Genomic DNA, 25,515 nt, shown 5'->3' on the forward strand with positions numbered 1-25,515 from the left:
GCGACGCGCTGCCGCCGCGGCGGCAATGCGGCATCATGTCCGCCGGTATCGGCTGCGGAGGAAACGGGTGAAATCCAGGCGCCTGCCCGCATGGCTGTTGCCGGCACCGGACTCGCTGCTGGCGCGCACGATCCGCCGCGGCAGGGCGCCGTGGACGGAGTTCGTGCACCTGGGCTGGACGGCATGGGTGTTCATCACCCCGCTGTTCGCCCCGGGCGGGTACGACCTGCGCTGGCTGTTGCTGACCCTGGCCTCGTTCCCGCTGTTCGTGCTGCTGTACACGCTGTGCCTGGTGGCGCCGCGGCGCCGGGCGCGCCGGTTCGCGCTGGGCATGATCGCGCTGGCGATGGTGCTGCTGCCGGTCTACCCGGCGTGCATGAGCTACTTCATCTTCGGTTGCATCATGCTGCGCATCAACGGCGTGCAGTCGGTGCCGGGCTATTTCGCGCAGCTGCTGCTGTTCAACGCGGTCTTCGCCGGGCTGGCGCTGTGGATCGGCTACCCGTGGCAGGCGCTGGCGTGGTTGCCGGTGGTCTCGATCATCGTGGGCATCATCGTCAACGTCGAGCGCGCGAGCGAGGAGAAGGACCACGAACTCAGGCTCTCGCACGACGAGGTGCGGCGCCTGGCGGCCACCGCCGAGCGCGAGCGCATTGGCCGCGACCTGCACGACTTGCTCGGGCACACGCTGTCGTTGATCACGCTGAAGCTGGAGCTGTCGCGCAAGCTGTTCGAGCGCGATCCGGCCGCCTCCAGGCGCGAGCTGGAGGACGCCGAAGCCGTCGCACGCCACGCCCTGGCCGAGGTCCGCAGCGCGGTCACCGGAATCCGCGCCGCGGATCTGGCCGCCGAACTGGCGTCGGCGCGCCTGATGCTCGAATCGTCCAGCGTGCACCTGGACTACGACGCGCCGCCGGTCGGCCTGTCGCCGGACGTCGAGCGCGGGTTGGCGCTGGTGCTGCGCGAGGCGGCCACCAACATCGCCCGCCACGCGCATGCCGGAAGCGCGCGGGTCGCGTTCGAACGCGACGGCGACCAGCTGCGGGTGCGGGTGTTTGACGACGGCATCGGCGGCGTCGGCAGCGAGGCCACCGGCAACGGACTGGGCGGGATGCGCGAGCGCGTGGCGAAGCTTGGCGGCACGCTGGCGATCGAATCGCCGCCGGGCGAGGGCACGCGGCTGCAGCTGCAGGTGCCGGTGGCCGCCCGCGACGGCTCGCCGCTGTCCGCGCCTGCGCCCGACGCGGTCGAGCCGTTCGAGACCGAGGGCCGACCCCATGCGTGCTGACGCCGGGAGCCGTGCGCCGTGATCCGCATCCTGCTCGCCGAGGACCAGGCGATGGTGCGCGGCGCGCTGTCGGCGCTGCTCGGCCTGGAGCCCGACATCGAGGTGCTCGGTGCCGCCGCCGACGGCGAGGACGCCTGGCGCGAGCTGCAGCGCCTGCAGCCCGACGTGCTGGTGACCGACATCGAGATGCCGCGCCTGAGCGGACTGGAACTCGCCCAGCGCGTGCAGCGCCACGAACTGGCGACGAAGGTCGTGATCGTCACAACGTTCGCGCGTGCCGGGTTCCTGCGCCGCGCGCTCGACGCCGGAGTGTCCGGCTACCTGCTCAAGGACGCGCCGGCCGAAGATCTCGCCGAAGCGCTGCGCAAGGTCCACCGCGGCGGCCGCGCGATCGACCCGCAGCTGGCGCTCGACGCCTGGAGCGACGCCGACCCGCTCAACGACCGCGAACGCCAGGTGCTGCGCCTGGCCGGCGAGGGCAAGTCCGCGAACGACATCGCCGCCCAGCTCCACCTCTCGCACGGCACGGTGCGCAACTACCTGTCCGAGGCGATCGGCAAGCTCGGCGTCGGCAACCGCATCGAGGCCTTCCGGCTGGCGCGGCAGAAAGGCTGGTTGTAGCGCCCGCGGGCGGATGCGGCCGCGCATTCATCCATCCATGGCGCCTGTGCTGCGATCCTAGGGCGTATTCGCTGCCTGATCCCGGCCACAATGCAGACAGTCAAGGAAAGAACCCGCGCCGGCCTGCTGGTCGCCGCCCTGGTCTTCATCGGCATCGGCGCCGGCGTCCTGTACGGCGCCCAGCGGCTGATCACCGATGCGCGCCTGGTGGCCCACAGCAACGAGGTCATCGGCCGCCTCGACGAGCTGGAAGCGCGATTGCGCGACGCCGAGTCCGCGCAGCGCGCCTACATCCTCACCGGGCGCGTGGACTACCTCGCCGACTATCGCAATTCGCGCGAACACGTGCCGGCGCTGGTCGGGAGCGTGGCCGACCTGGTCGCCGACAACCGGTCGCAGGCCGCGCTCGCGCGCCAGCTGCGCGCGCAGACCGAGATCCGCCTGCACCAGATGACCAACACCCTGCTGCGCAACGAGAGCGACGGCCTGCCCGGCGCGCGCGCGGCGATGGGCGGCGAGGTGTTCGAGACCTCCAGCACGATCCGCAGCATCAAGGCGCAGATGACGGAGGCCGAAAGCACGCTGCTGGAGCGCCGCGCCGCCTCCACCGCCAACAGCGCCAACGTCCTGCGCGCGATCGCGGTGCTCGGCATCCCGATCGGACTGGCCGTGACCTTGGGTGTGTACATGCTGCTGGTGCGCGAGATCGCCCGCCGCGCCGCCGCCGAAGACGAGGCGCGCGAGGTGCAGGCGCGGCTGCGCGAGGGCAACGCCGAACTCGAGCACAGGAGCGGCGACCTGCGCGCGCTCAGCCGCTACGGCAGCATGCTGCAAAGCTGCGTCGATCCGGATGAGGCGCTGCAGCTGACCATCCGCATGCTGTCGACCCTGCGCCCGGGCACCGCCGGCACCCTCTACCGGATGCGCAACTCGCAGGACCATGCCGAAGCCGCGCTGCACTGGGGCGAACATCGCGCCGCCAGCGCGGAGTCGATGCAGCCCGAGTCGTGCTGGGCGCTGCGGCGCGACCAGCCGCACCTCTCTCCCGATGCGGCGCAGTCCCACTGCCCGCACGTGTCGGCAGTGGCGCACGCCGGCGTTGCCACCGCCTGCATCCCGCTCTCGGCCCAGGGCACCCAGCTGGGCCTGCTGTACCTGAGCGACGACGACGACGGCTTCCTGTCGCGCATCGACATCATCGAGGCCGCGGCCGAGCAGTTGTCGATGGCACTGTCCAACCTGTCGCTGCGCGAGCGCCTGCGCCTGCAGTCGATCCGCGATCCGCTGACCGGCCTGTTCAACCGCCGCTACCTGGAGGAATCGGCGACGCGCGAACTCGCCCGATGCGAGCGCCGCGGGCTGCCGCTGTCACTGCTGATGCTCGACATCGACCACTTCAAGGCCTTCAACGACGTCCACGGCCACGCCGGCGGCGACGCGTTGCTGGCGCAGTTCGGCAAGCTGCTGGCCGAACACAGCCGCGGCGAGGACATCGCCTGCCGCTACGGCGGCGAGGAGTTCACCCTGATCCTGCCCGAGGCCCCGGCCGAGGCCGCACTGCAGCGCGCCGCGGAGATCTGCATGGCAGTCGAAGCGATGCGCGTGGAGCACATGGGCCGCGAACTGCCGCGGGTGACGGTGTCGATCGGCGCGGCGACGTTCCCTGCCAACGGCAACACGCCGGAAGTCCTGATGCGCGCCGCCGACGAAGCGCTGTACCGCGCCAAGCACGAAGGCCGCAATCGCGTCGTGCCCGCGACGCCCGTGTAGGAGCGGCGGAAGCCGCGAGCTTCTAGCTCCCTCCCCTGCGAAGGCGGGGGAGGGTTGGGGAGGGGTGCCTTTCGGATCAGCAGTCGTAGGGCGGGTCTTGACCCGCCTGCTGTTCCGGTTTCGCGGAGATCAAGATCAAGAGCTTTCGCGCCGTGACGGCGCGAGCCACCTTTCTTTGCTTGTGCAAAGAAACCTGGCGCAAAGAAACACACCCCGCCTTCGCGCCCGACGCTACGCGTCGGGTTCGCGGAGCCGGCGGGATTCTTCGAAGGTGCATCCTGCCCCTGCGAAAAACGCCGCACATCCCTGTGCGGCGCCCCCGTATCAAGTACGGGGCAGGCTCTGCGGGTCTTGTCCGCCGGCTCCGCCGCTACGGAGGGGGCCCGAAGATCAAAGGCAACGACAAAGGCAAAGGCAACGACAAAGGCAAAGGCGCGGCTTTCGCCGCTCCTGCGAGAGCCAGCGGGTCAGGCCGCCGCGCCGCGGCGCTTCAGCATCTCGAACGCCGCGCGCAGGCCCTGCGCCTCGCCGCCGCAGGGGCGGCCGGGGCGGTCGCTGTCGTTCCAGGCGTACACGTCCACGTGCGCCCACGGCTGCGTGGCAGGCACGAAGCGCTCCAGGTACAGAGCCGCGGTGATGCTGCCGGCCATGCGGGTGGAGCTGCCGTTGGCGATGTCGGCGACGTGGCTGGTCAGGTAGCGCAGGTACGGCCGCCACAGCGGCATCCGCCACATCGGGTCGCGCACGCGCGCGGCGGCGGCGAGCCAGGCGTCGGCCAGCGCGTCGTCGTTGCTGTACAGCGCCGGCACGTCCGGGCCCAGCGCGATGCGTGCGGCGCCGGTGAGGGTGGCGAAGTCGAGCAGCAGCGCCGGTTCGAGTTCGCCGGCCAGCGCCAGCGCGTCGGCCAGGATCACCCGGCCCTCGGCGTCGGTGTTGTCGATCTCCACGCTCACGCCCTTGCGCGTGGCGACCACCTCGCCGGGACGGAACGCGTCCGGGCCGATCGCGTTCTCCACCGCAGGCACCAGCAGCGTCAGCCGCAGCGGCAGCTTGCGCGCCATCACCAGCTCGGCCAGCGCCAGCGCGTGCGCGGCGCCGCCCATGTCCTTCTTCATGTTGCGCATGCCGTCGGCGCCCTTGATGTCCAGGCCACCGGTGTCGAAGCACACGCCCTTGCCGACCAGCACGACGTGCTCGTGCGCGTCATCGCCCCAGTCCAAGCGGATCAGCCGCGGCGCGCGGTGCGATGCGCGGCCGACGGCGTGGATCGAGGGGAAGTTCCGTTCCAGCAGTTCGTCGCCGACGATGCTTTCGAACTTCGCGCCGTGCTTCTGCGCGATGTCGCGCGCGACGTCCTCCAGCTCCTGCGGACCCATGTCCTGGGTCGGCGTGTTGACCAGGTCGCGCACGCGCAGGCAGGCGGCAAGCACGTCGGCCACTTCCGGGTCGATCTCGTCCGCGACCAGCTGCGCCGGCATGCGCGTCGCATCGCGGTAACGGGTGAAGCGGTAGGCGCCAAGGCCCCAGCCCAGCTGCAGCGCGCGGCGCGCGGCGGCATCGAGTTCACCGCTGATCTCCCAGTGTCCGCCGGGCAAGGCCTGCGGTGCATGCGCGTACGAGAACGGGTCGAGCGCATCGCCGATGCCCAGCACCGCGCCGGCCAGCGCGCCGTCGCCGCCGGGCAGGGTCAGCTGGGATCCGGACGTGGCGTCGAAGCCGTGCATGCGCATCCACTGCACCAGCGCCTGCGGCTGGCGTTCGCGCCAGGCGTCGAGGCCGTCGCGGTTGACGAGGTACAGCGGGCGCAGCGTCAGCGCGGGGTCGCGCTCGGCGAAACCGTTGGGCAGGGTCATGCGGTGGCAGCCTTGGGAAGTCGGGGCGAAGCCGCGTCAAGCCAGTCGGCCAGCGCGGAGAGGGTGTCGAAGTGCAGGTCCGGGCGGATGTCGTCGTGCGGCCAGTCGCGCGATTCGCGGTCGATCCAGCAGCTGCGCAGCCCGGCGCGCGCGGCGCCGAGCACGTCCATCTCGATGTGGTCGCCGACGTGCAGCACCTCGCCCGGGGCGCAACCCAGGCGCATGCATGCGGCGTGGAAGATGCTGGCCTCGGGCTTGGCCGAGCCGTGCTCGCGCGGGCCCAAGTTGAAGCGGAAGTGGTGGCCGAGCCCGATGCGGTCGAGGTCGGCGTTGCCGTTGGTCACCGCCGCGACCGGCACCCGTGCGGCGATGCGGGCCAGCGCGTCGATGGCGTCGGGGTAGCACTCGACCTGGTTGCGCGCCTCGTAGAACGCCTCGTACGCGGCCCCGGCCAGCGCCGGGTCGCCGCCGCTTTCGCGCAGCGCGTGTTCGAGGGTCAGCAGGCGCAGCGCGCCGAGGTCATGGGCCAGTTGCGGGTTTTCGCTGAACACGCGCTCGCGCAGCTCGCGCATCGCCGCGGCCGGGAACCGCAGCGCGGTGGCCGGGCTGTGCTCGCGCATCCACGCGTCGAGCACGCGCTCGATGCGTTCGCCGATGGGGGCGAACGGCCAGAGCGTGTCGTCGAGATCGAGGGTGATGGCACGGACAGGGAAGCTCACACATCCATTCTACGCCGCCGTCTCGCGCGGGGCTGTGGAGTCGCTACTCCAGCAGCCGCGCCCAGCCCTCCATGCCCTCGATCTTCGCCAGCACCAGCTTCACGCACACCAGCAGCGGTACCGCCAGCAGCAGGCCGATGATTCCCCACAACCACCCGAACAGCATCAGCGCCAGGATCAGGATGAGCGGCGAGAGCGCCATGCGGCGGCCGAGGATGATCGGGGTGATGATCTGGCCTTCGAGCGTGTGCAGGCCGAGGTAGATCGCGGCGGGGACCAGCGACGGGCCGATTTCGTCGTAGGTGATGAAGCCCATCAGCAGCATCAGCACCACGCCCACCAGCGGGCCGACGTAGGGGGCGAAGTTGAGCAGCGTGGCCAGGGTGCCCCACAGCAGCGCCTCGGGCAGTTCCACGCCGAGCCAGTACAGCGCGCCGGCCAGGACCATGCCCAGCGCGGTGTTGATCAGGGTGATCGTCAGCACGTAGCGCGAGATCTCGCGTTCGATCGCCTGCAGGATGTCGACGGTGATCTTCTTGCGCTGGCGCGTGGGCAGCAGGGCGATTGCGTTGCGCTGCAGGTTCTCGCCGAAGACCATGAAGAAGTAGGTCAGCAGGACCACGGCCAGGACCGAGGCGATCATCTTCGGCGTGGCGGTCAGCGACTTCCACGGGTCGCTGTCCTGGATCGTGACCACCTGCACCTTGGCGGGCTTGCTGTCGCTGTTGGTGACCTGGGCGAATGTCTGTGCGGCCTGGTTGGCCTGCTGCATCGGCTCGGTCATGCGTTTGATCTTGGGCGTGAGCAGGCGCAGTTCGCGCGGGGCCTGCTGCACCCACTCGCTGGCCGGGACGACGAGTTGCCGGCCCAGCATCACGGCGGCCGCCAGGCCCACCAGCAGCAGCAACAGCGCGCCGAGGAAGCGCGGGATCCAGAGCCTGCGCAGGCCGCGCAGGATCGGGTTGCCGACCAGGGCGAAGAACATCGCCAGCGCGATCGGCAGCAGCACCGCCTGCGCCGCCCACAGCGTGTAGCCGATCGCCAGCGTGGCCAGCACGACCAGCGCGGTCGATGCGCGCGGGCGCGGCGGCGGCGCGGGTGGGGCGCTGCCGTCGTCGGTGGCGATCGGTTCCTGCGCGCTCAAGCGATGTCTCGGTCGATGGTGGGAAGAGGGGTGGAAAGATCAGCGCTGTTCGGAGATCTCGGTCGCCGCCTCGGCCGCGCCCGGAGGCGTGTTCCACGTCGGGTCGGGGCGACGGCGGTCGCTGCGCGGGAGTGGTTCCGGCGCGTCGGTGGCCGCTGGTGCCGACGTGGCCCCGTCGACGGCCGTCTGCGCGGCGGCCGCGGCCTCGCCGGCCTGGTTGGCGGCATCGTCGGCGCGATCCACCGCCTCGTCGGCGCCGGCCGCGGCGATGCTCGACTGCAGCGATGCGGCCAGGCCTGACAGCGCGCCGACCAGCTGGACCCAGCGGCCTCCGCTGCCCAGCTGCTTCAGCGCCCGGGTCGGGTCGGCGCGGCCGGCCAGGAAGCCGGCGGCCAGCCCGGCGAGGATGATCCGCGCCGGCGTCCAGCTTTCGCGCCAGGTGGTCTTGAGTGCGGCCGCGCGCACGCCGGTCTGCAGTGCGCGGCCATCGACCAGCTGCTCGCTGCGCTCGACGCGTCGGCGGATCGCCTCGAACTTCACTGCGCACCCGCCTGCGGCGCCGGCGCAGTTTCTTCGTCCGCCTCGTCGTCGTTCTCGTCGCCGATCCCGAAGCGTGCCAGCTGCCGGCGCGTGGCGTGCATGCCGGCGTGGTCGAAGAACACCGAGACCCGCCACGCCGCGAAGCCGGTGACGCCCAGGCTCAGCACCGCGCAGATCGCGAACGACGCCAGCCACGACAGCCCCAGTGAGTGCAGCAGCGCGGTCAGCACGCCCATCACCAGCAGCCAGGCCGAGGCGCCGAACACGATCGCCACCGCCACCCAGGCCAGCGCGCGGCCCATGGCGCTGCGCGCGAGCGCCAGGTCGGCCGAGACCAGCCTGCGCAGCGCGCGGCCGGTGTCGAGCGCGGAGTCCAGCGTCGCGCGGCCGGCGGCGCCGATGCGGCGCACGCTTTCGTCCAGGTGCGGCGGCTTCCCGTCGCCGGTGTCGTTGCCGGATTGTTCCTGCGGCTCGCGCTCGGTCACGTCATTCCCCCTGTGACCGCGGCTTACTTGTCTCCGCCGCCGCTGCGGGCGAGCTTGGCGATGATCCAGCCGGCGGCGAAGGCGACGCCGAACGAGGCGATCGGGCGCTCGCGGATCAGGTCGGCGGCGCTGTCGACCAGGTCCTGGCCCTTGACCATCAGCATGTCGACCTGTTCGCGTGCGGCGCCCGCGCCTTCCTCCATGGCGGCGATGCCTGACAGCGCGCTGTCGGCGAGATCCGCCTTCACCTGCGCCTTGCCCAGGCGCGCCTCGTCGCCGGCGACGCTGGCGGCACTGCGGAAGGCTTCGCTGGCGTGGCCGGCGGCCTGCTTGAGGTGGTCGCTGGCCTCGCCGAGGTTGCTCTTGAGGTTGTCGGTGTGGGTGGGATTCATCGCTGGACTCCGGTGGTGGGGCGGACAGTTCCCCGGATCATGGCCGATTCCGGGTCGGCGAGGCGTGAGGGGGCCGCTCACCGCATCGGCAGCGTGCCCTGGCTGTTGCCGCGCAGGATGCGCAGCACCAGCGACTGCGGATCGTCACCGACGCTGGCGCGGAAGCTGGGCAGGTCGCCGAAACCGCCGCTGCTGGCGGCGACCACCACGTCGCCCTGGCGCAGGCCGTTGCGTTCGGCGCGGCTGCCGCGCGCGACTTCCTCCACCAGCACGCCGCTGATCCCGCGGCGGCGCGCGGCCTCGGGCAGCTCGGCGAAGCGGGCGCCGGCCAGGCGCGGGTCGAGCGTGGCTCCGTCCAGCGCGCGCGGCTGCTCGCGCAGCGTGGCCGAAAGCTGCAGCGGCTTGCCCGCGCGGCGCACGTCCAGCGTCACCTTCGCGTCCGGCGCCTGCAGGCCCTGGAAGTTGCGCAGCGTCTCGCCGTCGTCGATGCGCTGGCCGTTGGCGCCCACGATCACGTCGCCCGGCTCCAGGCCGGCCTTCTCGGCGGCCGAGTCGGCGTACACGCGCGTCACCGCCGCGCCGCGCGCGACGTCCAGCCCCAGCGACTTGGCGATGCGCTCGTCCACGTCCTGGGTTTCCACGCCAAGCGTGCCGCGGCGGACCACGCCGCCGTTGGCCAGCTGGCGCATCACGCTGGCGGCCAGGTCCGACGGGATCGCGAAGCCCAGGCCGATGTTGCCTGCCATCGAACCGCGCGGGTTGAAGCTGGCGGTGTTGATGCCGACCAGCTCGCCGGCGAGGTTGACCAGCGCGCCGCCGGAGTTGCCCGGGTTGATCGAGGCGTCGGTCTGGATGAAGTTCTGGAAGCCCACGCCCGGCACGTTGCTGCGGCCGACCGCGGAGACGATGCCCGAAGTGACCGTCTGGCCGACGCCGAACGGGTTGCCCACCGCCACCACGAAGTCGCCCACGCGCAGCGCGTCGCTGTCGGCCAGCGGGATCGCGGTGAGGTTGTCGGCGTGGATCTGCATCAGCGCCACGTCGGTGTCCGGGTCGGAGCCGACGAACTCGGCCTTCACCGTGCGCCCGTCGGCCAGCGTCACCGTCACGTCGTCGGCGCCCTCGATCACGTGGTGGTTGGTCAGCACGTAGCCGTTGGCCGCGTCGATGATCACGCCCGAGCCCAGCGACTGGTTGAGCTGCTGCTGGGTCAGCTCGGGGAACATGCGGCGGAAGAACGGATCGTTGCCGAACGGACTGACCCGCACCACCTGCCGCGTGCGCACGCTGACCACGGCCGGCGTCACCTTCTCCAGCATCGGCGCCAGTGAAGGCAGTGGCTGGCCGGCGACCGCGCTGGGCAGCGCGGAGATGGCCGGCACCGTGGCCGGCGCGGCGGGTTCGGCGTTGGCGGGCTGCTCCAGGCCGGCGCGGATCGCGATCGCGGCGAAGCCGCCGAAGGCGGCGGCCAGGGTCAGGGCGAGCAGGGTCTTGCGGGTCGAGGGTGCGTGCATGTGGTGTCTTCCGGAGGCCAGGTCCGGCGCCGGTGCGGTGCGGCGCGGAAGGCGTCCCGGCCCGACCGGGACGCGTTGAAGCGTTCAGTTTCCGCATGGACCCTTGAATTGGCAATGAAGTTCGCCCCGCAGCCCGCCCTGCGGGGCTCGACCGCCCTTATGGGAGCGGCTTCAGCCGCGAGCTTGGCTCCCTCCCCTGCGAAGGCAGGGGAGGGCTGGGGAGGGGTGCCTTCTGGATCAGCGCGAACCGTGGACACCCCCTTCCAGCCTCCCCCTGCCGTCGCAGGGGGAGGGGCCGAGCCCCGTACTTGAAGCCATTCCCGCAACCCTTCGGCCCCCGGATTCCGCTCCGATCCGCCATTCCCTCGCCCCCGTATCCGCCCCGGACCGGCGTCACAAATTACCCTCTGCCAGCAGTTGACTTCGCTCCGGGGCAGGGTTAGCTTGGATGCCCGGTCGGCCACAACATCTTGGGGTCGGCCGGGAAGGTAAGGCCCAAGCATTGGGGGTCGCCTGGGTTTTCGTGTGAACACGACACCACGGGGGGTGGTGCGCGATGGGAGCAGGATCCACCGGCAAAAACCGCTGAATTCCAGCGCGACGCGAAACCTGCGGCGCGGCTTTGCCGTCGCCGCACAGGCACCCCGGCGGCGCGGCAGGACGGAACGGCGGCACCCGTCAACGCAACAGTTCCAACGCACCAGAACAACCGGACAAGAACAACAGGCCCCGGGACGACCCGGGCCAGCGATCAGGAAGGAGATCCAACCAGCATGAGCACCGTGCGCCTCGAGGCCGTGAAGAACACAACCACGAAGGACATCCCGATGCAGCCGGCTTCGGCCGACATCTGGGACAAGAAATACCGCCTCAAGACCAAGGCCGGGCAGGCCGTGGACGCCGACATCGACGGCACCTACCAGCGCGTGGCCAAGGCCCTGTCCGAGGCCGAGCCCAACGCCGAGAAGCAGAAATACTGGAACGAACGCTTCCTCTGGGCCCTGCGCCGCGGTGCGATCCCGGCCGGCCGCATCACGTCCAACGCCGGCGCCCTGGCGCACAAGCCGGCCACCAGCACCATCAACTGCACCGTGTCCGGGACCATCGTCGACTCGATGGACGGCATCCTCGAGAAGGTCCACGAAGCCGGGCTCACCCTCAAGGCCGGCTGCGGCATCGGCTACGAGTTCAGCACCCTGCGCCCGCGGGGGGCATTCGTCGCCGGCGCCGGCGCGTACACGTCGGGCCCGATGTCCTTCATGGATATCTACGACAAGATGTGTTTCACCGTGTCGTCCGCTGGCGGCCGCCGCGGCGCGCAGATGGGCACCTTCGACGTCAGCCACCCGGACGTGAAGGACTTCATCCGCGCCAAGCGCGAGGACGGGCGCCTGCGCCAGTTCAACCTGTCGCTGCTGATCACCGACGGCTTCATGGACGCGGTCAAGAACGACACCGACTGGCCGCTGGTGTTCCCGATCAACGAAAAGGAAACCGGCGACATCGACCTGGCCAACGCCGAGCAGGTGGTCTGGCGCGACTGGCCGCAGCACGCCGGCTACGTCACCCGCGACGACGGCCTGGTCGCCTGCAAGGTCTACGGCCACATCAAGGCCCGGCACCTGTGGGACATGATCATGGTCTCGACGTACGACTACGCCGAGCCGGGCTTCATCCTGATCGACCGCGTCAACGAGATGAACAACAACTGGTGGTGCGAGAACATCCGCGCCACCAACCCCTGCGGCGAGCAGCCGCTGCCGCCCTACGGCGCCTGCCTGCTGGGCTCGGTCAACCTGACCAAGTTCGTGCGCGACCCGTTCACCGACAAGGCCTCCTTCGACTGGGACGAGTACAAGGAAGTCGTGCGCGTGTTCACCCGCATGCTCGACAACGTGGTCGAGGTCAACGGCCTGCCGCTGGAGCAGCAGCGCAACGAGATCATGCGCAAGCGCCGCCACGGCATGGGCTTCCTCGGCCTGGGCAGCACCGTGACCATGATGAAGATGAAGTACGGCTCGGCGCAGTCCTGCGAGTTCACCGAGCGCGTGGCCCGCGAGATGGCCGTCGCCGGCTGGGAAACCGGCCTGTCGCTGGCCCAGGAGAAGGGCCCGGCGCCGATCATGGGCGAGCAGTTCGAGGTCACCGCCGAGATGCTGCGCAAGCGCCCGGAAATGGCCGCCGACGGCTGGCGCGTGGGCCAGAAGATCGAAGGCAAGCAGCTGCACGCGCGCTACAGCCGCTACATGCAGCAGATCGCCACCGTGGCCCCGGAGCTGGTCGAGGAGCTGGCCGAGACCGGTGCCCGCTTCACCCACCACAGCTCCATCGCCCCCACCGGCACCATCTCGCTGTCGCTGGCCAACAACGCCAGCAACGGCATCGAGCCCAGCTTCGCCCACCACTACAGCCGCAACGTGATCCGCGAGGGCAAGAAGTCGAAGGAAAAGGTCGACGTGTTCTCCTTCGAGCTGCTCGCCTACCGCGAGCTGGTCAACGCCAAGGCCATGCCCTTCAGCGACGACCCGGCCTCGAAGCTGCCCGACTACTTCATCGCCGCCGACGACATCACCCCCAAGGAGCACGTCGACGTCCAGGCCGCCGCGCAGAAGTGGGTCGACAGCTCGATCTCCAAGACCGCCAACGTCCCCACCGACTACCCGTACGAGGACTTCAAGGACATCTACCGCTACGCCCACGAAAAGGGCCTGAAGGGCTGCACAACCTTCCGCTTCAACCCGGCCGCCTTCCAGGGCGTGCTGGTCAAGGAAGCCGACCTGGCCAGCACCACCTACCGCTTCGAGCTCGACGACGGCTCCGTGGTGGAAGTCCCGGGCAACGAACAGATCGAATACGACGGCGAAATGCACACCGCCGCCAACCTGTTCGACGCCCTGAAGGAAGGGTATTACGGCAAGTTCTGATCCGCCTTGCTCCCTCCCCTGCGAAGGCAGGGGAGGGCCGGGGAGGGGTTGAGCAGGCACCCGCGTCCCCACCCCGGAAACCCGTGACCGCAACCGGCTTGCCACCGTTGCATACACGCCCCGAACTTCGCGCTACATTTCGCCGGCGGGCGCCCCGCCCGTAACAGACCTGACGAGGGAAACACAATGAGCAACGGCAACGGGGTCACCGCGACCCTTTCCACTGCCGCCGAAACCGTCGCCGACAAGGCGAAGGAAATCGGCAGCGCCGTGACCCGGCGCGCGAGCAAGGCGGTGAAGTCGGCGAAGAAGACCGCGAAAAAGGCGGAGAAGGCAGTCAGCAAGACCGCAGGCAAGGCGAAGAAGGCCGTGACCAAGCGCGTGACCAAGGCGAAGAAGTCGCTCGCCTCGGCCAGCGCCTCGGCCAAGGCCGAAGCCTCCGCGCTGAAGAAGAAGGGCGCCGGCAAGAAGGCCGCCAAGAAGAAGCCGGCGAAGAAAGCCGCGAAGAAGGCAGCCCCGCGCAAGGCCGTGAAGAAGGCGCCGGCGAAGAAGACCGGCGCGAAGAAGACGGCGAAGAAGGCCGCGCCACGCAAGGCCGCGAAGAAGGCGTCGGTGAAGAAGGCCACGAAGAAGGCGGCACCGCGCAAGGCAGCGAAGAAGGCAGCCCCGCGCAAGGCGGCAAAGAAAGCCGCCCCCCGCAAGGCCGCAAAAAAGAAGTAACCGCTGAAAGCCCCTCTCCCGCGAAGCGGGAGAGGGGTCGGGGTGAGGGCCCCGCTCCTTGCCCGACCCCCACCCGCACCACGCCCCACAAACACAGCACACCAGGAACCGCGTCATGGCCGTCAAGATCGAAAAGAAAATCACCGGATACGCCGTCGTCGGCGCCGACGACAAGGAAAAGGCCGCCACCGGCACCTCCGTCGCGCGCGAGAAGGCCGAGTCCGAACTACCCACGGCCGAAGTGATCCAGATGCACGAGCGCATCGAGCGCCCGGAGATGCTGATCGGCAGCACCTACAAGATCAAGTCGCCGCTGGTCGAGCACGCCATGTACGTGACGATCAACGACATCGTGCTCAACGCCGGCACCGAGCACGAGCAGCGCCGCCCGTTCGAGATCTTCGTCAACTCCAAGTCGATGGAACACTTCCAGTGGATCGTCGCGCTCACCCGCATCATGAGCGCCGTGTTCCGCAAGGGCGGCGACGTCACCTTCCTGGTCGACGAGATGAAGGCCGTGTTCGACCCCAAGGGCGGCTACTTCAAGGCCGGCGGCGTGTACATGCCGTCGCTGGTCGCCGAGCTCGGCAGCATCATCGAGGACCACCTCAAGTCCATCGGCATGATCCACGACCCCGAGATGAGCGCCGCCCAGAAGGCCCTGATCGCCGAAAAGCGCGCCGCCTACGAACAGCGCTCAAAAAAAAACCCTGACGTAAGCGGCCAGGCCGAAAAGCCCGAGCCGATCGACTACACCGCCAACATGGAAGACCCCGCCGAGGACATCGCCGTCACCGGCGACGGCGCCACCTTCCCGCCGTCCGCGTCCATGTGCCACAAGTGCAGCACCAAGGCCGTGGTGATCATGGACGGGTGTGCGACTTGTTTGAACTGCGGTTACTCGAAATGCGGATGAGCCGCGCCGAGATGTTCGAGCCGATGTGATGATGTGATCTACGGCTTGCATGACGTAGAGCAGGTTATTTAAGGGGGCGACAATGTCAGACAACCGACCAACCCTGGGTCAAGCCATCGACCAGCTTCTTAATGCACTTGGGCCTTTAGATGACGGAGCCCGTCGAACCGCATTAGCCGCTGTATGTATGCAACTCGATATATCGTTAGCGGACACTCGTACTTCTGCAGCAGCCCGAAGACCTGATCTTGCGAATCCTGATCAGAGCGATAGACAACCCGTTGTCACCTCCTCTATTAAGACAACGCCGGCAGCGCAGCCTCCAGTCAAGCAGATCGATATCCGTACATTCAAGGAGCAGAAGAAGCCCACAAGTGCGCGTCAAATGGCATGCGTAGTGGCATTTTACGTGCAGGAGTTGGCTCACGCTGACGAACGAAAAGAGACGATTAACACCCAGGATCTTGAAAAGTACTTTAAGCAGGCTGGATTCAGACTTCCCGGAAAAATTAATCAAATTCTTGCTGATGCAAAGGCAGCTGGGTACTTCGATGTTGTCTCTCGTGGTGAGTACAAGTTGAACGCTGTTGGATACAACCTTGTAGCGCATAATTTGCCTAGCGCTTCTGAGTAGAAATGACTACTCACGTCACAAGTTTCATAGCCGAACTTGAAAAGCAAAGAAAAGCGCTAAACGTTTTGAATGGCGGGCAGGTTCATTCTGCAAAAGTTCGGGGCGCATTGCGTGGATTGGCGGAGCGATACTTCTCGGATATACGGCCCACGCTAATTGACCCGTCGGGCGACGAAAGCCATATCACTGCGGTGAACTCTGCTATGCAGAAGCTTGTGCAGGAATGTCACAAGCGTGGGATGGCGAGGACATACATTGAGCTCTTGCGCGCGGCCAAGAGCCATCTCATTAAGCTCGATAGCACGTTGATATCTATCAACCAGCAAAACGATCGCCCGGAGAAGGCGCCCGTTGATATCCGCATAATTACTACGCTAAGAGCATTGGTGCCTAGTGCCGCACTCTCATATGAGCAGGCGTTGCAAGACTTAGGTCAGCCAGAGAGGCTGTCGTGGCGTGGCCCCGCTACGGACCTGCGTGAAGCTCTGCGTGAAGTTCTAGATCGCCTTGCTCCTGATGATGAGGTCAGGGCAATGTCTGGCTACAAGGATGAGCCAGATGCGCGAGGTCCGACCATGAAGCAGAAGGTCAGATTTATACTGCGTAATCGCCAAACATCGAAAGCATTAGCTGCGACTACAGAGGACGCGACTAGGTCAGTTGATGAAGCGATAGGAGCTTTCGTTCGATCTGTTTATACGCGCTCTTCGGTTTCAACGCACACTCCAACAGATAAAAACGAGGTGCTACGAGTCCTCGATCTTGTTCGCGTTGTCCTATCAGAGCTGTTAGAGGTGAGGTAAGACGAAAAGGCGGGCAAGGGTCAGAGAACATTTCCGTTTGAATCCGGAGTCCGCAAAGCAAAGCGAGAGACCAGCCGCCAGGGACTTGCCAATGATCCGCCTCAACATCCTCTATCCCAACACGCCCGGTAGCCGCTTCGACCTGGACTACTACTTCGGCACCCACATGCCGATGTCCAGGCGCCTGCTGGGCGACGCGTGCAAGGGCATCACGCTGGAGCGCGGTATCGCCGGTGCCGAGCCGGGTTCGCCGGCTGCGTATGTCATGTCGTGCCACATGCTGTTCGAGTCCATCGAGGATTTCCTGGCGATCTGGGCGCAGGTCGGCGATCGCCTCGGTGGCGATATCCCCAACTACACCGATGTGCAGCCGCTGATCCAGTTCAGCGAAGTGTTGCCGGCGCCTTGATGGCCGACGCAGGTTGAACCTGAGCCCGTTTCCTGGCCTGGTTCTGTCGTTGGTTGAGAAACAGGGGTCAGAGTCGACTTTCTTCAAGGGATGCGCCATGTCACGGTTCCTGAGCATTGTCATCATCGCGCTGGCGACCTTCTTCCCGGCGATGGCGCTCGCTACCGCGCAGATCCCGGACCAGAACAGGGGATGGAGTGCGCTTTTCTTTTCAAAGGGCCGGAAGAACGGGGCCAGGTGTACTTCTGAAACAGGGGTCAGAGTCTGAGGTTTCCCCACCTTTCATCTCTCAAGACCTCGTAGGGCGGAACCCGCGCAGCGGATTCCGCCGCATGCCTTCCGGGCTGCATCGCTCGATCCGCATCTACGTCATCCGGCGCTATCTGTCGCCGGGGACTTTGAGCGAAGGCGCGGCCGCCCAATCGGGGGCATACACACCTCTCTCGACATAGGCGGCGAAGCTGGAGTGCGGCCAATCCGCCGTCCGCGCAACCAGGTCGTGTTTGACCGGGTTGAAGTGGATGTAGTCGGTGTGGTGCCGAAGGTCTGTCTCGTCGCGGATCTGGTGCTCCCAGAACCTGCGTTGCCAGATGCCGCGTTCGCCACGCGACTGCCGGACCTTCGAGCGACGTTCCGATCGGGACAATCCGCGGCTGAAATCGGTCTTGATGCGTCGCCATCGCGTTGAATAGTCGGAGTCACCCGGTGGCAGGCGCCACAGCCAATGCATGTGTTCAGGCAGGACGACCCAGGCCAGGATCGCGAATGGACGGCGCGAGCGTTCGACTTGCAGGCAGGTGCGTAGGCGCTCGATCTCGTCCACCAGCAGTGTGTTGCGGTGGCGTTCGAGCAGGTTGACGGTGAAGAACCACGTGGCACCCGTGGCGCGGGCCCGTCGGTAATCAGGCATGCCATCAATCCTTTGATGTGCGGGAGTTGTATCTTGCCGGGTTGGGGTGACTGCGGGAACGGTTTCGTAGGGCGGAACCCGCGCAGCGGATTCCGCCGCATGTGTTTCGGGTTGCGTCGCTCGATCCGCATCCGGCGGAATCGCCTGCGGCGGTTCCGCCCTACGCCCTGATCGCCGAGGAGCGCGCCGCCTACGAACAGCGCTAAGAAAAAAGCCCTGACGTAAGCGGCCAGGCCGAAAAGCCCGAGCCGATCGACTACACCGCCAACATGGAAGACCCCGCCGAGGACATCGCCGTCACCGGCGACGGCGCCACCTTCCCGCCGTCCGCGTCCATGTGCCACAAGTGCTCGACGAAAGCCGTGGTGATCATGGATGGGTGTGCTACTTGTTTGAATTGTGGGTATTCGAAGTGCGGGTGAGGGAATCAATATGCGGTTGACGGGGCAAGAATCCTGCTAGGCTAGCCGCCTCATGCACGGAATGGTCTAGGGGGAAGGGGCATGGGGAAATGGTCGCGAACGGTCAAGATCGCAGCAGCCCAGTTTCTCGTAATAGCACTTGTTGGCTGTTCTTCGTCCGGTTCATCCGGGAATGGAGATGCTCACCGGGCAGGCAGTACTCAATTGGACTCGCCTGGGCTCGTGCTCCCGTGGAGTGCACCTTTGCGGCCGCCGCAGGCCAGCATTGATGCTGCAGGAACAATGAAGGTGGGCACTGGGGAGTTCGAGTTCATCCTGCCGCACAAGCTGTACGAGATTGGCGATTGGCATGACAGCACCAATAGCTGGCCTCATGCCGTCGAGATCGGAGACGTCACGCGAGACGGGCGAAATGACGTCGTACTGATGACACTGCTATATGGCGCGTCACCGATGAACGACTCGATTCTGGTCTATGCCCAAGACGGGTCCGGCGAATTGCGAGATCCGGTTGCCTATTCGTACGTAGAAGGAATTCCTGCCGGCAAGCGCCTATATGTCCCGGATGGCGATGTTGCGCTGGCGGATATTGACAGGGATGGATTCTCCGACGTGCTCGTTGCCTTCGGGCAACGGTTGCTCGTGATGCGGTCCAGGCCAGACGGTTTCGATACTCGGGCCTACCCCATTGCCGAGGAGTTCCAAGGCGATCCCCTGGAGGTGGAGAGTGCCCAGTGGATGAGGGAAATGGCCGTAGTCGATCTGGATATCGATGGCGATCTGGACGTCGTCGCATTCAATATCGCGAGCAGTGCGACTGCCTACTACAACAATGGCGATGGAACGTTCACACAATCGGAAGCGGTTTTCGGCTTCGTGGAATTGCCGTACGACGTGAAGGTCTCGGACTTCGATCGGGATGGGCACGACGAGCTCGTTGTTTTGTCCGGCGCACGGACGGTTCACAAGATCTGGATCGTCGATCATCACCGACCTGCAGGGGAAACCGCCTACATTGAGCATGTCCTCCCGCAGGGCGGTTGGAAGTATGGGGGGCTGGCGATAGGCGATTGGACTGGGGATCGGGTGCCGGATATTGCGGTGTCCGTCGAGAAGAACACGCCGGTGGAGATCATTGTTCTGAAGCAGGGGAATGCGGGCGAGCTGAGTTCGCCCTTTCTCATTGATACCTGGGAAGTGCCTTCGGGGATGCTCAGCGCAGACTTGAATGGGGATGGCTGGCTGGACCTTTTCGTGGACCACGCCGGTTGGGACATGGGGTATTACCTTGCGGGCGAGAACGGGTTGTCCCCCGAAAGAATTATCAATCATGGCCGCCTTGGCGGAAATGGCTTCGGTAGCCAGTTGATCGCCGTTGGAGACATCAACAGCGATGGCTGCAAGGATGCCGTCAGGGCAGAGTCAAGCTTGGGGCTCATCGTCTATGTCTCCAGGAACTGTCAGGCACGTGATCATCTCCTTGGTGGAGTGCTGCCACCGATTCGCTTGAACTGATTCCCGCGAACAAGAACTGGGTCAAGTTCTAAGGTTTCCCCACGTTTTCATCGGGCCAGAGCCATTTGATCCAGCTCGTAGGATGGGTAGAGCGAAGCGAAACCCATCGCCCAGTTGCGCGTGATTGCAGGCTGGATGATGAAGAACGGGGTCGGGTTCACTTGTGTGGCTGTTGAAAAGTGAATCTGACCCGCTTCGGCCCTGCGAGCCGGCCCCGGTCGGGTCGGCTGCCGGGAAAGATCCGGCGATGTGGGCCATCGGGAGACTCTGCGCGAGGCGATTTGGCTTGCGCGCAAGGGTTTCAGGTCTGCGCGCAAGGGTTCAAGGCTTGCGCGCAAGGCAAAAAGTGCCGGACTCCGACCGCGAAGGTCCGAACGCCGACTGATTTCATTGAACGACCGACCGTTCTGGTCGGGCCGCGAACCAAAAAGCCTCGCGCGCCGGGTGTTGCGGCTCGCGGCTGGAGCAAGAAGCACCGCGGTTCGGTCCGGGAAGGCCGGTGCGCGGGGCAATCCGGTCGGAACGCCGGGCGGTTTGGCTGGAACGCCAGGCTTTTCGCCTTGCGCGCGAGGCTTTTTCGTTGGCGCTCGGGACTTTTTCGCTGGCGCGCCGGGCTCAGACCCTTGCGCGCAAGCCCTGGACCCTTGCGCGCAAGGGTCGGAGGCTTGCGGTCTGAAGCAGGGGGCATGAAACAGAGGTCAGAGTGGACATTCTCTCGTGCCGCCCACGGTGGCGCCGTTCCTCGTGGCTTCGTCACGCCATGGCAGTTGTCGATCTGGTGCAGGCTCGTTCGTCGAGAGGACAAGGCCAGGCTGCTTGCGGCTTGGGCGTAGGCTTTGGTACGAACGATGTGGAGAACAGGCATGGCGGGCGTGTTGACCATCTGGACCTACGACTGGGTGCCCGCGGGCAAGTCCGGGCCGCGCGGTTTCGTCCGCGACCTACGGCTGCGCTGGGCGTGCGAGGAGGCGGGGCTGGGCTACGAGGTCCGGTCGGTTCCGCTCAAGGACCGCGGGCCGGAGCACTTCGCGCGCCAGCCGTTCGGGCAGGTGCCGTTCCTCGAAGACGGCGACATCACCATGTTCGAAAGCGGTGCATGCCTGCTGCATCTGGCGCGCAAAAGCGAAGCGCTGATGCCGCGCGATGCCGTTGGCGAGGCGGAGACGCTGCAATGGACGATCGCCGCGCTCAATTCGATCGAGATGGTGACCGTGCCCTGGTGGTTCATTGGCCTGTCCGCCGACGCGGACAATCCGCTGGAAGGGTGGGTGCTCAAGCGACTGGCGCACCTGGATGCGGTGCTGGCGCGGCGGGAATGGCTGGCCGCCGGGCGGTTCACCGTCGCCGACCTGCTGATGGCGGATGTGCTGCGGGTCCCGAAGGTGCGGGCGGCCGGCGATTTCCCGTCGATCCGCGCCTACGTCGACCGGACCTGCGCGCGTCCCGCGTTCAAGCGGGCATACGACGGCCAGATGGCGCATTTCGCCGCGCACGACGAACCGGCGTGATCCTGCGCGCGAAGCGTCTCGGGAGCCTTTCCGAGCAGAAACAGGGGTCAGAGTCGACTTTCTCCTTCCTGCGTCAGCCACAAGGAGGTCCCATGCCACGGCTCCTGATCATCGCCATCCTCGCGCTGTCGACCATGTTCCCGTCGATGGCCCTTGCCACTGCGCAGATCCCGGACCGGATCCTCATCGACGGCCAGGACTACGCGCTCAACACCAATCCGCTCACGCCCCGGCTCGTCGCCAGCGGATGGCTGCCGCCGAAGGAGGCGATGGTTTCCTCGGCCAACTGGCGTGGCTACACCGCCTCGTGGGAGATCGCCGACGGCAAGCTCGTGCTGCGGGACGCGACGATCCTCGTCGCCGGGGAAGAGCCTGGCGACTACACGCCGAAAAGCATCCTCGGCGATCTGTTCCCCTCGGCCGCGGCGCCGGTGGTCGCCGACTGGTACAGCGGTGCGCTCATCGTCCCGGACGGGGAGATGACGCACTACGTCCATATGGGCTACGGGTCTTCGTACGAGCGCTACCAGGTGCTGCGCATCGTGGCCGGCCGCGTGGTCGAACATGTGAGGCTGTCGGCGGATGAGTTCGAGCGCTACAAGGCGGACAAGTTCGAGGCATTCACCGCCACCGAGGAATACAGGAAGTCGCTCGAGGAACTGCGCGAGCAGGGCGACGCGCTCAGCGATGAACAGCTGCGCAACTTCATGATGAGCTACTACGCCGAGCAGTACCTGTCGTTGTGACCGATGGATGCGGTGGTTCGAGATCCCATGCGTCTCGCGACCGGGCATGCACGTGGCGCAGCACGCCACGCAGGCAACGCCGGCTTGCCGGAAACGAAAAAGGGAGGCGTTTCTCGCCTCCCCACCATGAATTTATAACCCCCGGAGGGGCTTGCGGCAAGGCGCATCGCGCTCACTAGAATCGCCGCCCTGCCGATCGGGCAGGAGACGCGAGAACCGGACGATGCACGATGACGAGTTCGCCCCGGACAATGACTGGGTTCCCGTTTCCCCCGGCAATTGCGACAGCGTGGCCGGCCCGTTCTACCACGGGACAAAAGCCGACCTCGCGGTTGGCGACCTGCTGAGCGCGGGCTTCAGGTCCAACTATGACCACAGCGTGGTGATGAACCACATCTACTTCACGAGTGTTCCAAAGGGCGCCGGGCTGGCCGCCGACATGGCCCGAGGGCCCGGCCGGCCACGGGTGTATCTCGTCGTGCCCACCGGCGCGTTCGAGGACGATCCCAACGTCACCAACCAGAAGTTCCCGGGCAACCCGACACGGTCCTACCGCAGCACCCATCCCTTGAAGATCGTCGGCGAAATCGAAAGCTGGGAACTGTTCGACCCGGAATTCCTCCGGCACCTGAGGGAACGCATCGAGGCGGGCATGGGCGAGATCATCAACTAGGGACGAATGTCCTGCACGTTGGCGGCGGCGTGGCATCGCCGCTGTCGTGCCAAGCCGGTATGTTGTTGCCACCGGAGCCAGCAGGTGCTGCCATGACATCGTTCGACCTCAGTGCAATCGACACGCCGGCCCTCGTCCTCGACGAGGCGCGGATGCGCGCCAACATCCGCCGGTTGGCGGAAAAACTGGCACCGCTCGATGTCGTGCCGCGCCCGCACCTGAAGACGGCCAAATCGGTGGAGGTGGCCCGGCAACTGCTGGCCGGCGGCAACGGGCCGGCGACGGTGTCGACGTTGCGCGAAGCCGAATACTTCGCCGCGGCGGGCGTGCGCGACATCCTGTATGCGGTGGGCATCGCGCCGGGGAAGCTCGCGCGCGTAAAGGCGTTGCGCGATGCCGGCTGCGACCTGGCCATCGTGCTCGACTCGGCCGAACAGGCGCGCGCGGTGGCCGATGCCGCCGCGCACATGCGCGACACGTTCCCGACCCTGATCGAGATCGACTGCGACGGCCATCGTTCGGGGCTCAGGCCCGACGACCCGCGGCTGGTGGAAGTGGGGCGGATCCTGCACGACGGTGGCGTGGAACTGCGCGGCGTGATGACGCACGCCGGTGACAGCTACGGCGCGGTGGGAGACGAAGCCCTCGCGGCATTCGCCGAGCAGGAACGCATGGCCGTGGTCAACGCCGCGCGCATGTTGCGCGATGCCGGCCTGCCGTGCCCGGTGGTGTCCGTCGGGTCGAGCCCCACCGCCCACTTCGCGCGCAACCTCGACGGCGTCACCGAGGTGCGTGCGGGCGTCTACGTGTTCTTCGACCTGGTGATGGCTGGCATCGGCGTCTGCGAACTCGACGACATCGCGATCTCGGTGCTGGCCACGGTCATCGGCCACCAGCGCGACAAGGGCCGGGTCATCGTCGACGCGGGCTGGATGGCGCTGTCGCGCGACCGCGGAACGGCGAGCCAGCGCGTGGACCAGGGCTACGGCGTGGTCTGCGACGAGGCCGGCTCGCCGCTGCCCGACCTGCTGGTCACCGGCGCCAACCAGGAGCACGGCATCGTCGAGCTGCGGCCGGGAAGCGGGGCGCCGCTGCCCGAGCTGCCGGTGGGCACGCGCCTGCGGATCCTGCCCAACCACGCCTGCGCCACCGCCGCGCAGTTCGACGAATACCACGTGCTGTCGGCCGATCGACCGGGCGAGGTGCTGCGCTGGGAGCGCATGCGCGGATGGTGATGCCCGGCCTCCGGCCCGCGTTGCTGCGATCGTCGCGATATGATCCGGCCGGGAGATCATCAAGGGGGCGGAACATGCGGATCATGCGTCTGGTAGTCATCGCGCTGGTGGCGATGTGCGGAATCGCGACGGCGGGGTCCAGGCAGCCGGAGACGATCGATGTCTGGCTGCGCGCTGGCGTGCAGATCGACGAGGCCGGCCACGTGCAGGACCTGCAGTGGGAAGAGCAGTCCAAGGTGCACGCGATCATCGCCGAGCGCCTGGCGCCCGTCGTGCGCAGCTGGGAGTTCGAGCCGGCCACCGCCGATGGCCAGCCCGCGTCGACGCAGACGGGCCTGCTGATCCACATCCTTGTCGACGAGCTTGCCGATGGGTCCCTGGCCATGCGCCTGGCCGATGCGAAGACGGGACCGTCCGCACGGAGCCTTGTGCTGCCGGCCTATCCGATGGACGCCGTGCGCCTCGGCATCGAAGCGACGGTGACCGTGACCGTTGAAGTGAATGCCGATGGTTCGCCGGTCATCGTCGAGACGACGTACGAGATCAGCGACAAGAGCCGCTCGGCCCGTTACGGCAAGGTGTTCCTCGCCTCGGCCACCGAGGCGGTCAAGCACTGGAAGTTCCGGCCCGAACTGGTGGCGGGCCACGTCGTGCCAGGCTCGACGGTCAGGATCCCGATCGAATACTGCCTGGGAGTGTCGTCGAGCGACTGCAACCGCAAGCGGGAGAACGCGGCCGCGGAACGCAAGCTGCCCGCCGGCCTGTACCAGGGCGACGCGAGCGCGGTGGTGCTGAAGACCGACATCCGCGGCCAGGCGATCTGACGACGGGAAGGTTTCGACAGCCAGCATGGGTCGGGCATGGAGGATGAGATGCGGCCTGCCGGTGATCTGTTTTCCGCGGTGACACCGGTTCTCCCGGCCAGTCGCGGGAACCGCTACTGCGTCCGCTGGCTGTCGGTAAGCCGATAGATGCGCACGTTGGCGTCGTGCGAGGCGATGGGCTCGACGCGGGCGCCTGCCACGCGGATGCCCTGGATGGGCGCGGTGGCCTCGCTTACGGCGCGTCGGACTTCGGCGTCGAGCGGGTCCGGTTGCAGTGCGTAAACCAGTGCCAGCACGCACAGCGAGGCGCAGGCGCCAGCGACGGGCAACTTCCAGCCGAAGGCATGCGTGCCGCGGTCGCGCAGCGCTTCGCGCAGCCGGCGTTCGCCGCCCGGCGGTGGTGCCAGCCTGGACAGGTTGCCGGTCGGCATGTGGTCATCGTGCATCGGGTCGTGCGCCATCAGCGTTCTCCCAGCCACTGTTTCAACCGTAGCACCGCGCCATGCTTGCGCGAGGCAACGGTGCCTTCGGGGATGCCGAGCGCGAGCGCGATCTCGCGCGTGCCCATGCCGCTGAACTCGGCCATCAGCACCACTTCCAGCATCGCGACCGGAAGCCGCCGCAGCGCGGTGTGCAGGCGCGCCTGCTCCGCGGATGCCTGCGGATCGTCCTCGCCGGCAATGGCGTCCACCGCCTCCGGCGCCGCGGGCCAGCCGCGCAGCCTGCGCCAGCGCAGGCGGTTGCGGGCCAGGTTGAGCGAGGCCGTCCACGCCAGCGCGTCGATGCGGTCGGCATCGACGCGCGCCTTGCGCTGCCACAGGCGCAGGTAGGCGTCGTGGATCACGTCCTGGCATTCCTGCGCGTCCCACAGCATGCGGTACAGCGCGTTGTAGAGCGGATGCTCGACGCGACGATACGACGCAACGAGTTCCGTCTCGTCGACCGGCATG

25 protein-coding genes and 1 pseudogene are annotated in these 25,515 nt (G+C 67.0%); 16 read left to right on the forward strand and 10 right to left on the reverse strand.

Going from position 1 to position 25,515, the window contains the following annotated elements; genetic code table 11:
* Positions 1 to 25: 25 nt before the first annotated feature.
* The 3 genes from ACFONC_RS10385 (at position 26) to ACFONC_RS10395 (ending at position 3,679) form a co-directional block, all read left to right on the forward strand.
* Positions 26 to 1,288 carry a sensor histidine kinase gene (locus tag ACFONC_RS10385; RefSeq protein ID WP_386743812.1) on the forward strand — a complete coding sequence of 421 codons (1,263 nt, stop codon included), beginning with the start codon at positions 26 to 28 and terminating at the stop codon, positions 1,286 to 1,288.
* Between the two features lie 18 nt (positions 1,289 to 1,306).
* Positions 1,307 to 1,909, forward strand: a complete 603-nt coding sequence (locus ACFONC_RS10390) for a response regulator transcription factor (protein WP_386743813.1) — start codon at positions 1,307 to 1,309, stop codon at positions 1,907 to 1,909.
* A 90-nt stretch (positions 1,910 to 1,999) separates the two neighbouring features.
* Positions 2,000 to 3,679 (forward strand): diguanylate cyclase, encoded by a 1,680-nt coding sequence (locus ACFONC_RS10395; RefSeq protein WP_386743815.1) that lies wholly within the window; start codon positions 2,000 to 2,002, stop codon positions 3,677 to 3,679.
* 467 nt (positions 3,680 to 4,146) lie between these two features.
* On the opposite strand, the gene ACFONC_RS10400 is transcribed toward ACFONC_RS10395, so the two are convergent.
* From ACFONC_RS10400 to ACFONC_RS10430, 7 genes are all read right to left on the reverse strand, one after another.
* A complete protein-coding gene (locus tag ACFONC_RS10400) occupies positions 4,147 to 5,532 on the reverse strand; it encodes a leucyl aminopeptidase family protein (RefSeq protein WP_386743817.1) in 1,386 nt (461 codons plus the stop codon).
* Entirely contained in the window at positions 5,529 to 6,251 is a 723-nt protein-coding gene (locus ACFONC_RS10405; RefSeq protein ID WP_386743819.1) for an HAD family hydrolase, read from the reverse strand. The genes ACFONC_RS10400 and ACFONC_RS10405 overlap by 4 nt, the downstream gene beginning before the upstream one ends.
* A 43-nt stretch (positions 6,252 to 6,294) precedes the next feature.
* A complete protein-coding gene (locus ACFONC_RS10410) occupies positions 6,295 to 7,395 on the reverse strand; it encodes an AI-2E family transporter (RefSeq protein WP_386743820.1) in 1,101 nt (366 codons plus the stop codon).
* Positions 7,396 to 7,434: 39 nt separating this feature from the next.
* Positions 7,435 to 7,935: a protein sip-5 gene (locus tag ACFONC_RS10415; protein ID WP_386743821.1), complete on the reverse strand. Its 501-nt coding sequence runs from the start codon at positions 7,933 to 7,935 to the stop codon at positions 7,435 to 7,437.
* Entirely contained in the window at positions 7,932 to 8,420 is a 489-nt protein-coding gene (locus ACFONC_RS10420) for a phage holin family protein (RefSeq protein WP_386743822.1), read from the reverse strand. Before ACFONC_RS10420 ends, ACFONC_RS10415 begins: the two co-directional genes overlap by 4 nt.
* A 23-nt stretch (positions 8,421 to 8,443) precedes the next feature.
* On the reverse strand, positions 8,444 to 8,812 hold the full coding sequence (locus ACFONC_RS10425) for a hypothetical protein (RefSeq protein ID WP_386743823.1): 369 nt from the start codon (positions 8,810 to 8,812) through the stop codon (positions 8,444 to 8,446).
* 77 nt (positions 8,813 to 8,889) lie between these two features.
* Positions 8,890 to 10,326 (reverse strand): Do family serine endopeptidase, encoded by a 1,437-nt coding sequence (locus ACFONC_RS10430; RefSeq protein ID WP_386743825.1) that lies wholly within the window; start codon positions 10,324 to 10,326, stop codon positions 8,890 to 8,892.
* Positions 10,327 to 11,099: 773 nt separating this feature from the next.
* Between ACFONC_RS10430 and ACFONC_RS10435 the strand changes: the two genes are divergently transcribed.
* From ACFONC_RS10435 to ACFONC_RS10460, 6 genes are all read left to right on the forward strand, one after another.
* Positions 11,100 to 13,250: an adenosylcobalamin-dependent ribonucleoside-diphosphate reductase gene (locus ACFONC_RS10435; RefSeq protein ID WP_386743827.1), complete on the forward strand. Its 2,151-nt coding sequence runs from the start codon at positions 11,100 to 11,102 to the stop codon at positions 13,248 to 13,250.
* 186 nt (positions 13,251 to 13,436) lie between these two features.
* The gene (locus tag ACFONC_RS10440) at positions 13,437 to 13,970 is read left to right on the forward strand and encodes a hypothetical protein (RefSeq protein WP_386743829.1); all 534 of its coding nucleotides are present in this window, start codon (positions 13,437 to 13,439) and stop codon (positions 13,968 to 13,970) included.
* A gap of 115 nt (positions 13,971 to 14,085) precedes the next feature.
* Complete coding sequence (locus ACFONC_RS10445; protein WP_386743831.1) at positions 14,086 to 14,886, forward strand: TSCPD domain-containing protein; 801 nt, start codon at positions 14,086 to 14,088, stop codon at positions 14,884 to 14,886.
* Between the two features lie 82 nt (positions 14,887 to 14,968).
* Positions 14,969 to 15,520 (forward strand): hypothetical protein, encoded by a 552-nt coding sequence (locus ACFONC_RS10450; RefSeq protein WP_386743833.1) that lies wholly within the window; start codon positions 14,969 to 14,971, stop codon positions 15,518 to 15,520.
* 2 nt (positions 15,521 to 15,522) lie between these two features.
* Entirely contained in the window at positions 15,523 to 16,323 is an 801-nt protein-coding gene (locus ACFONC_RS10455; RefSeq protein WP_386743835.1) for a pPIWI-associating nuclease domain-containing protein, read from the forward strand.
* A 91-nt stretch (positions 16,324 to 16,414) separates the two neighbouring features.
* A complete protein-coding gene (locus ACFONC_RS10460; protein ID WP_386743837.1) occupies positions 16,415 to 16,732 on the forward strand; it encodes an EthD family reductase in 318 nt (105 codons plus the stop codon).
* 379 nt (positions 16,733 to 17,111) lie between these two features.
* Here ACFONC_RS10460 and ACFONC_RS10465 read toward each other — a convergent pair whose 3' ends face one another.
* Entirely contained in the window at positions 17,112 to 17,642 is a 531-nt protein-coding gene (locus ACFONC_RS10465) for an REP-associated tyrosine transposase (RefSeq protein WP_386743839.1), read from the reverse strand.
* Positions 17,643 to 17,917: 275 nt separating this feature from the next.
* Between ACFONC_RS10465 and ACFONC_RS10470 the strand changes: the two are divergent.
* The 7 genes and pseudogenes from ACFONC_RS10470 to ACFONC_RS10500 all read left to right on the forward strand — a co-directional run.
* Positions 17,918 to 18,064 (forward strand): annotated as a pseudogene (locus ACFONC_RS10470) (NrdJb); the annotation flags it as partial.
* 282 nt (positions 18,065 to 18,346) lie between these two features.
* Positions 18,347 to 19,579, forward strand: a complete 1,233-nt coding sequence (locus ACFONC_RS10475; protein WP_386743840.1) for an FG-GAP repeat domain-containing protein — start codon at positions 18,347 to 18,349, stop codon at positions 19,577 to 19,579.
* A gap of 899 nt (positions 19,580 to 20,478) precedes the next feature.
* Positions 20,479 to 21,087 carry a glutathione S-transferase family protein gene (locus ACFONC_RS10480; RefSeq protein ID WP_386743841.1) on the forward strand — a complete coding sequence of 203 codons (609 nt, stop codon included), beginning with the start codon at positions 20,479 to 20,481 and terminating at the stop codon, positions 21,085 to 21,087.
* A gap of 92 nt (positions 21,088 to 21,179) precedes the next feature.
* On the forward strand, positions 21,180 to 21,833 hold the full coding sequence (locus ACFONC_RS10485) for a hypothetical protein (protein ID WP_386743843.1): 654 nt from the start codon (positions 21,180 to 21,182) through the stop codon (positions 21,831 to 21,833).
* A gap of 223 nt (positions 21,834 to 22,056) precedes the next feature.
* Positions 22,057 to 22,506, forward strand: a complete 450-nt coding sequence (gene arr / locus ACFONC_RS10490) for an NAD(+)--rifampin ADP-ribosyltransferase (RefSeq protein WP_386743845.1) — start codon at positions 22,057 to 22,059, stop codon at positions 22,504 to 22,506.
* 92 nt (positions 22,507 to 22,598) lie between these two features.
* Entirely contained in the window at positions 22,599 to 23,741 is a 1,143-nt protein-coding gene (locus ACFONC_RS10495; RefSeq protein ID WP_386743846.1) for a DSD1 family PLP-dependent enzyme, read from the forward strand.
* A gap of 74 nt (positions 23,742 to 23,815) precedes the next feature.
* On the forward strand, positions 23,816 to 24,565 hold the full coding sequence (locus ACFONC_RS10500) for an energy transducer TonB (protein ID WP_386743848.1): 750 nt from the start codon (positions 23,816 to 23,818) through the stop codon (positions 24,563 to 24,565).
* Between the two features lie 113 nt (positions 24,566 to 24,678).
* On the opposite strand, the gene ACFONC_RS10505 is transcribed toward ACFONC_RS10500, so the two are convergent.
* Both ACFONC_RS10505 and ACFONC_RS10510 read right to left on the reverse strand, forming a co-directional pair.
* The gene (locus ACFONC_RS10505) at positions 24,679 to 25,026 is read right to left on the reverse strand and encodes a hypothetical protein (RefSeq protein WP_386743849.1); all 348 of its coding nucleotides are present in this window, start codon (positions 25,024 to 25,026) and stop codon (positions 24,679 to 24,681) included.
* Positions 25,026 to 25,514, reverse strand: coding sequence for an RNA polymerase sigma factor (locus ACFONC_RS10510; protein WP_386743851.1), 489 nt, complete (start codon positions 25,512 to 25,514; stop codon positions 25,026 to 25,028). The genes ACFONC_RS10505 and ACFONC_RS10510 overlap by 1 nt, the downstream gene beginning before the upstream one ends.
* Position 25,515 lies beyond the last annotated feature (1 nt).

It is taken from the genome of Luteimonas soli (assembly GCF_042648865.1).
Taxonomy (GTDB): Bacteria; Pseudomonadota; Gammaproteobacteria; order Xanthomonadales; family Xanthomonadaceae; genus Luteimonas; species Luteimonas soli.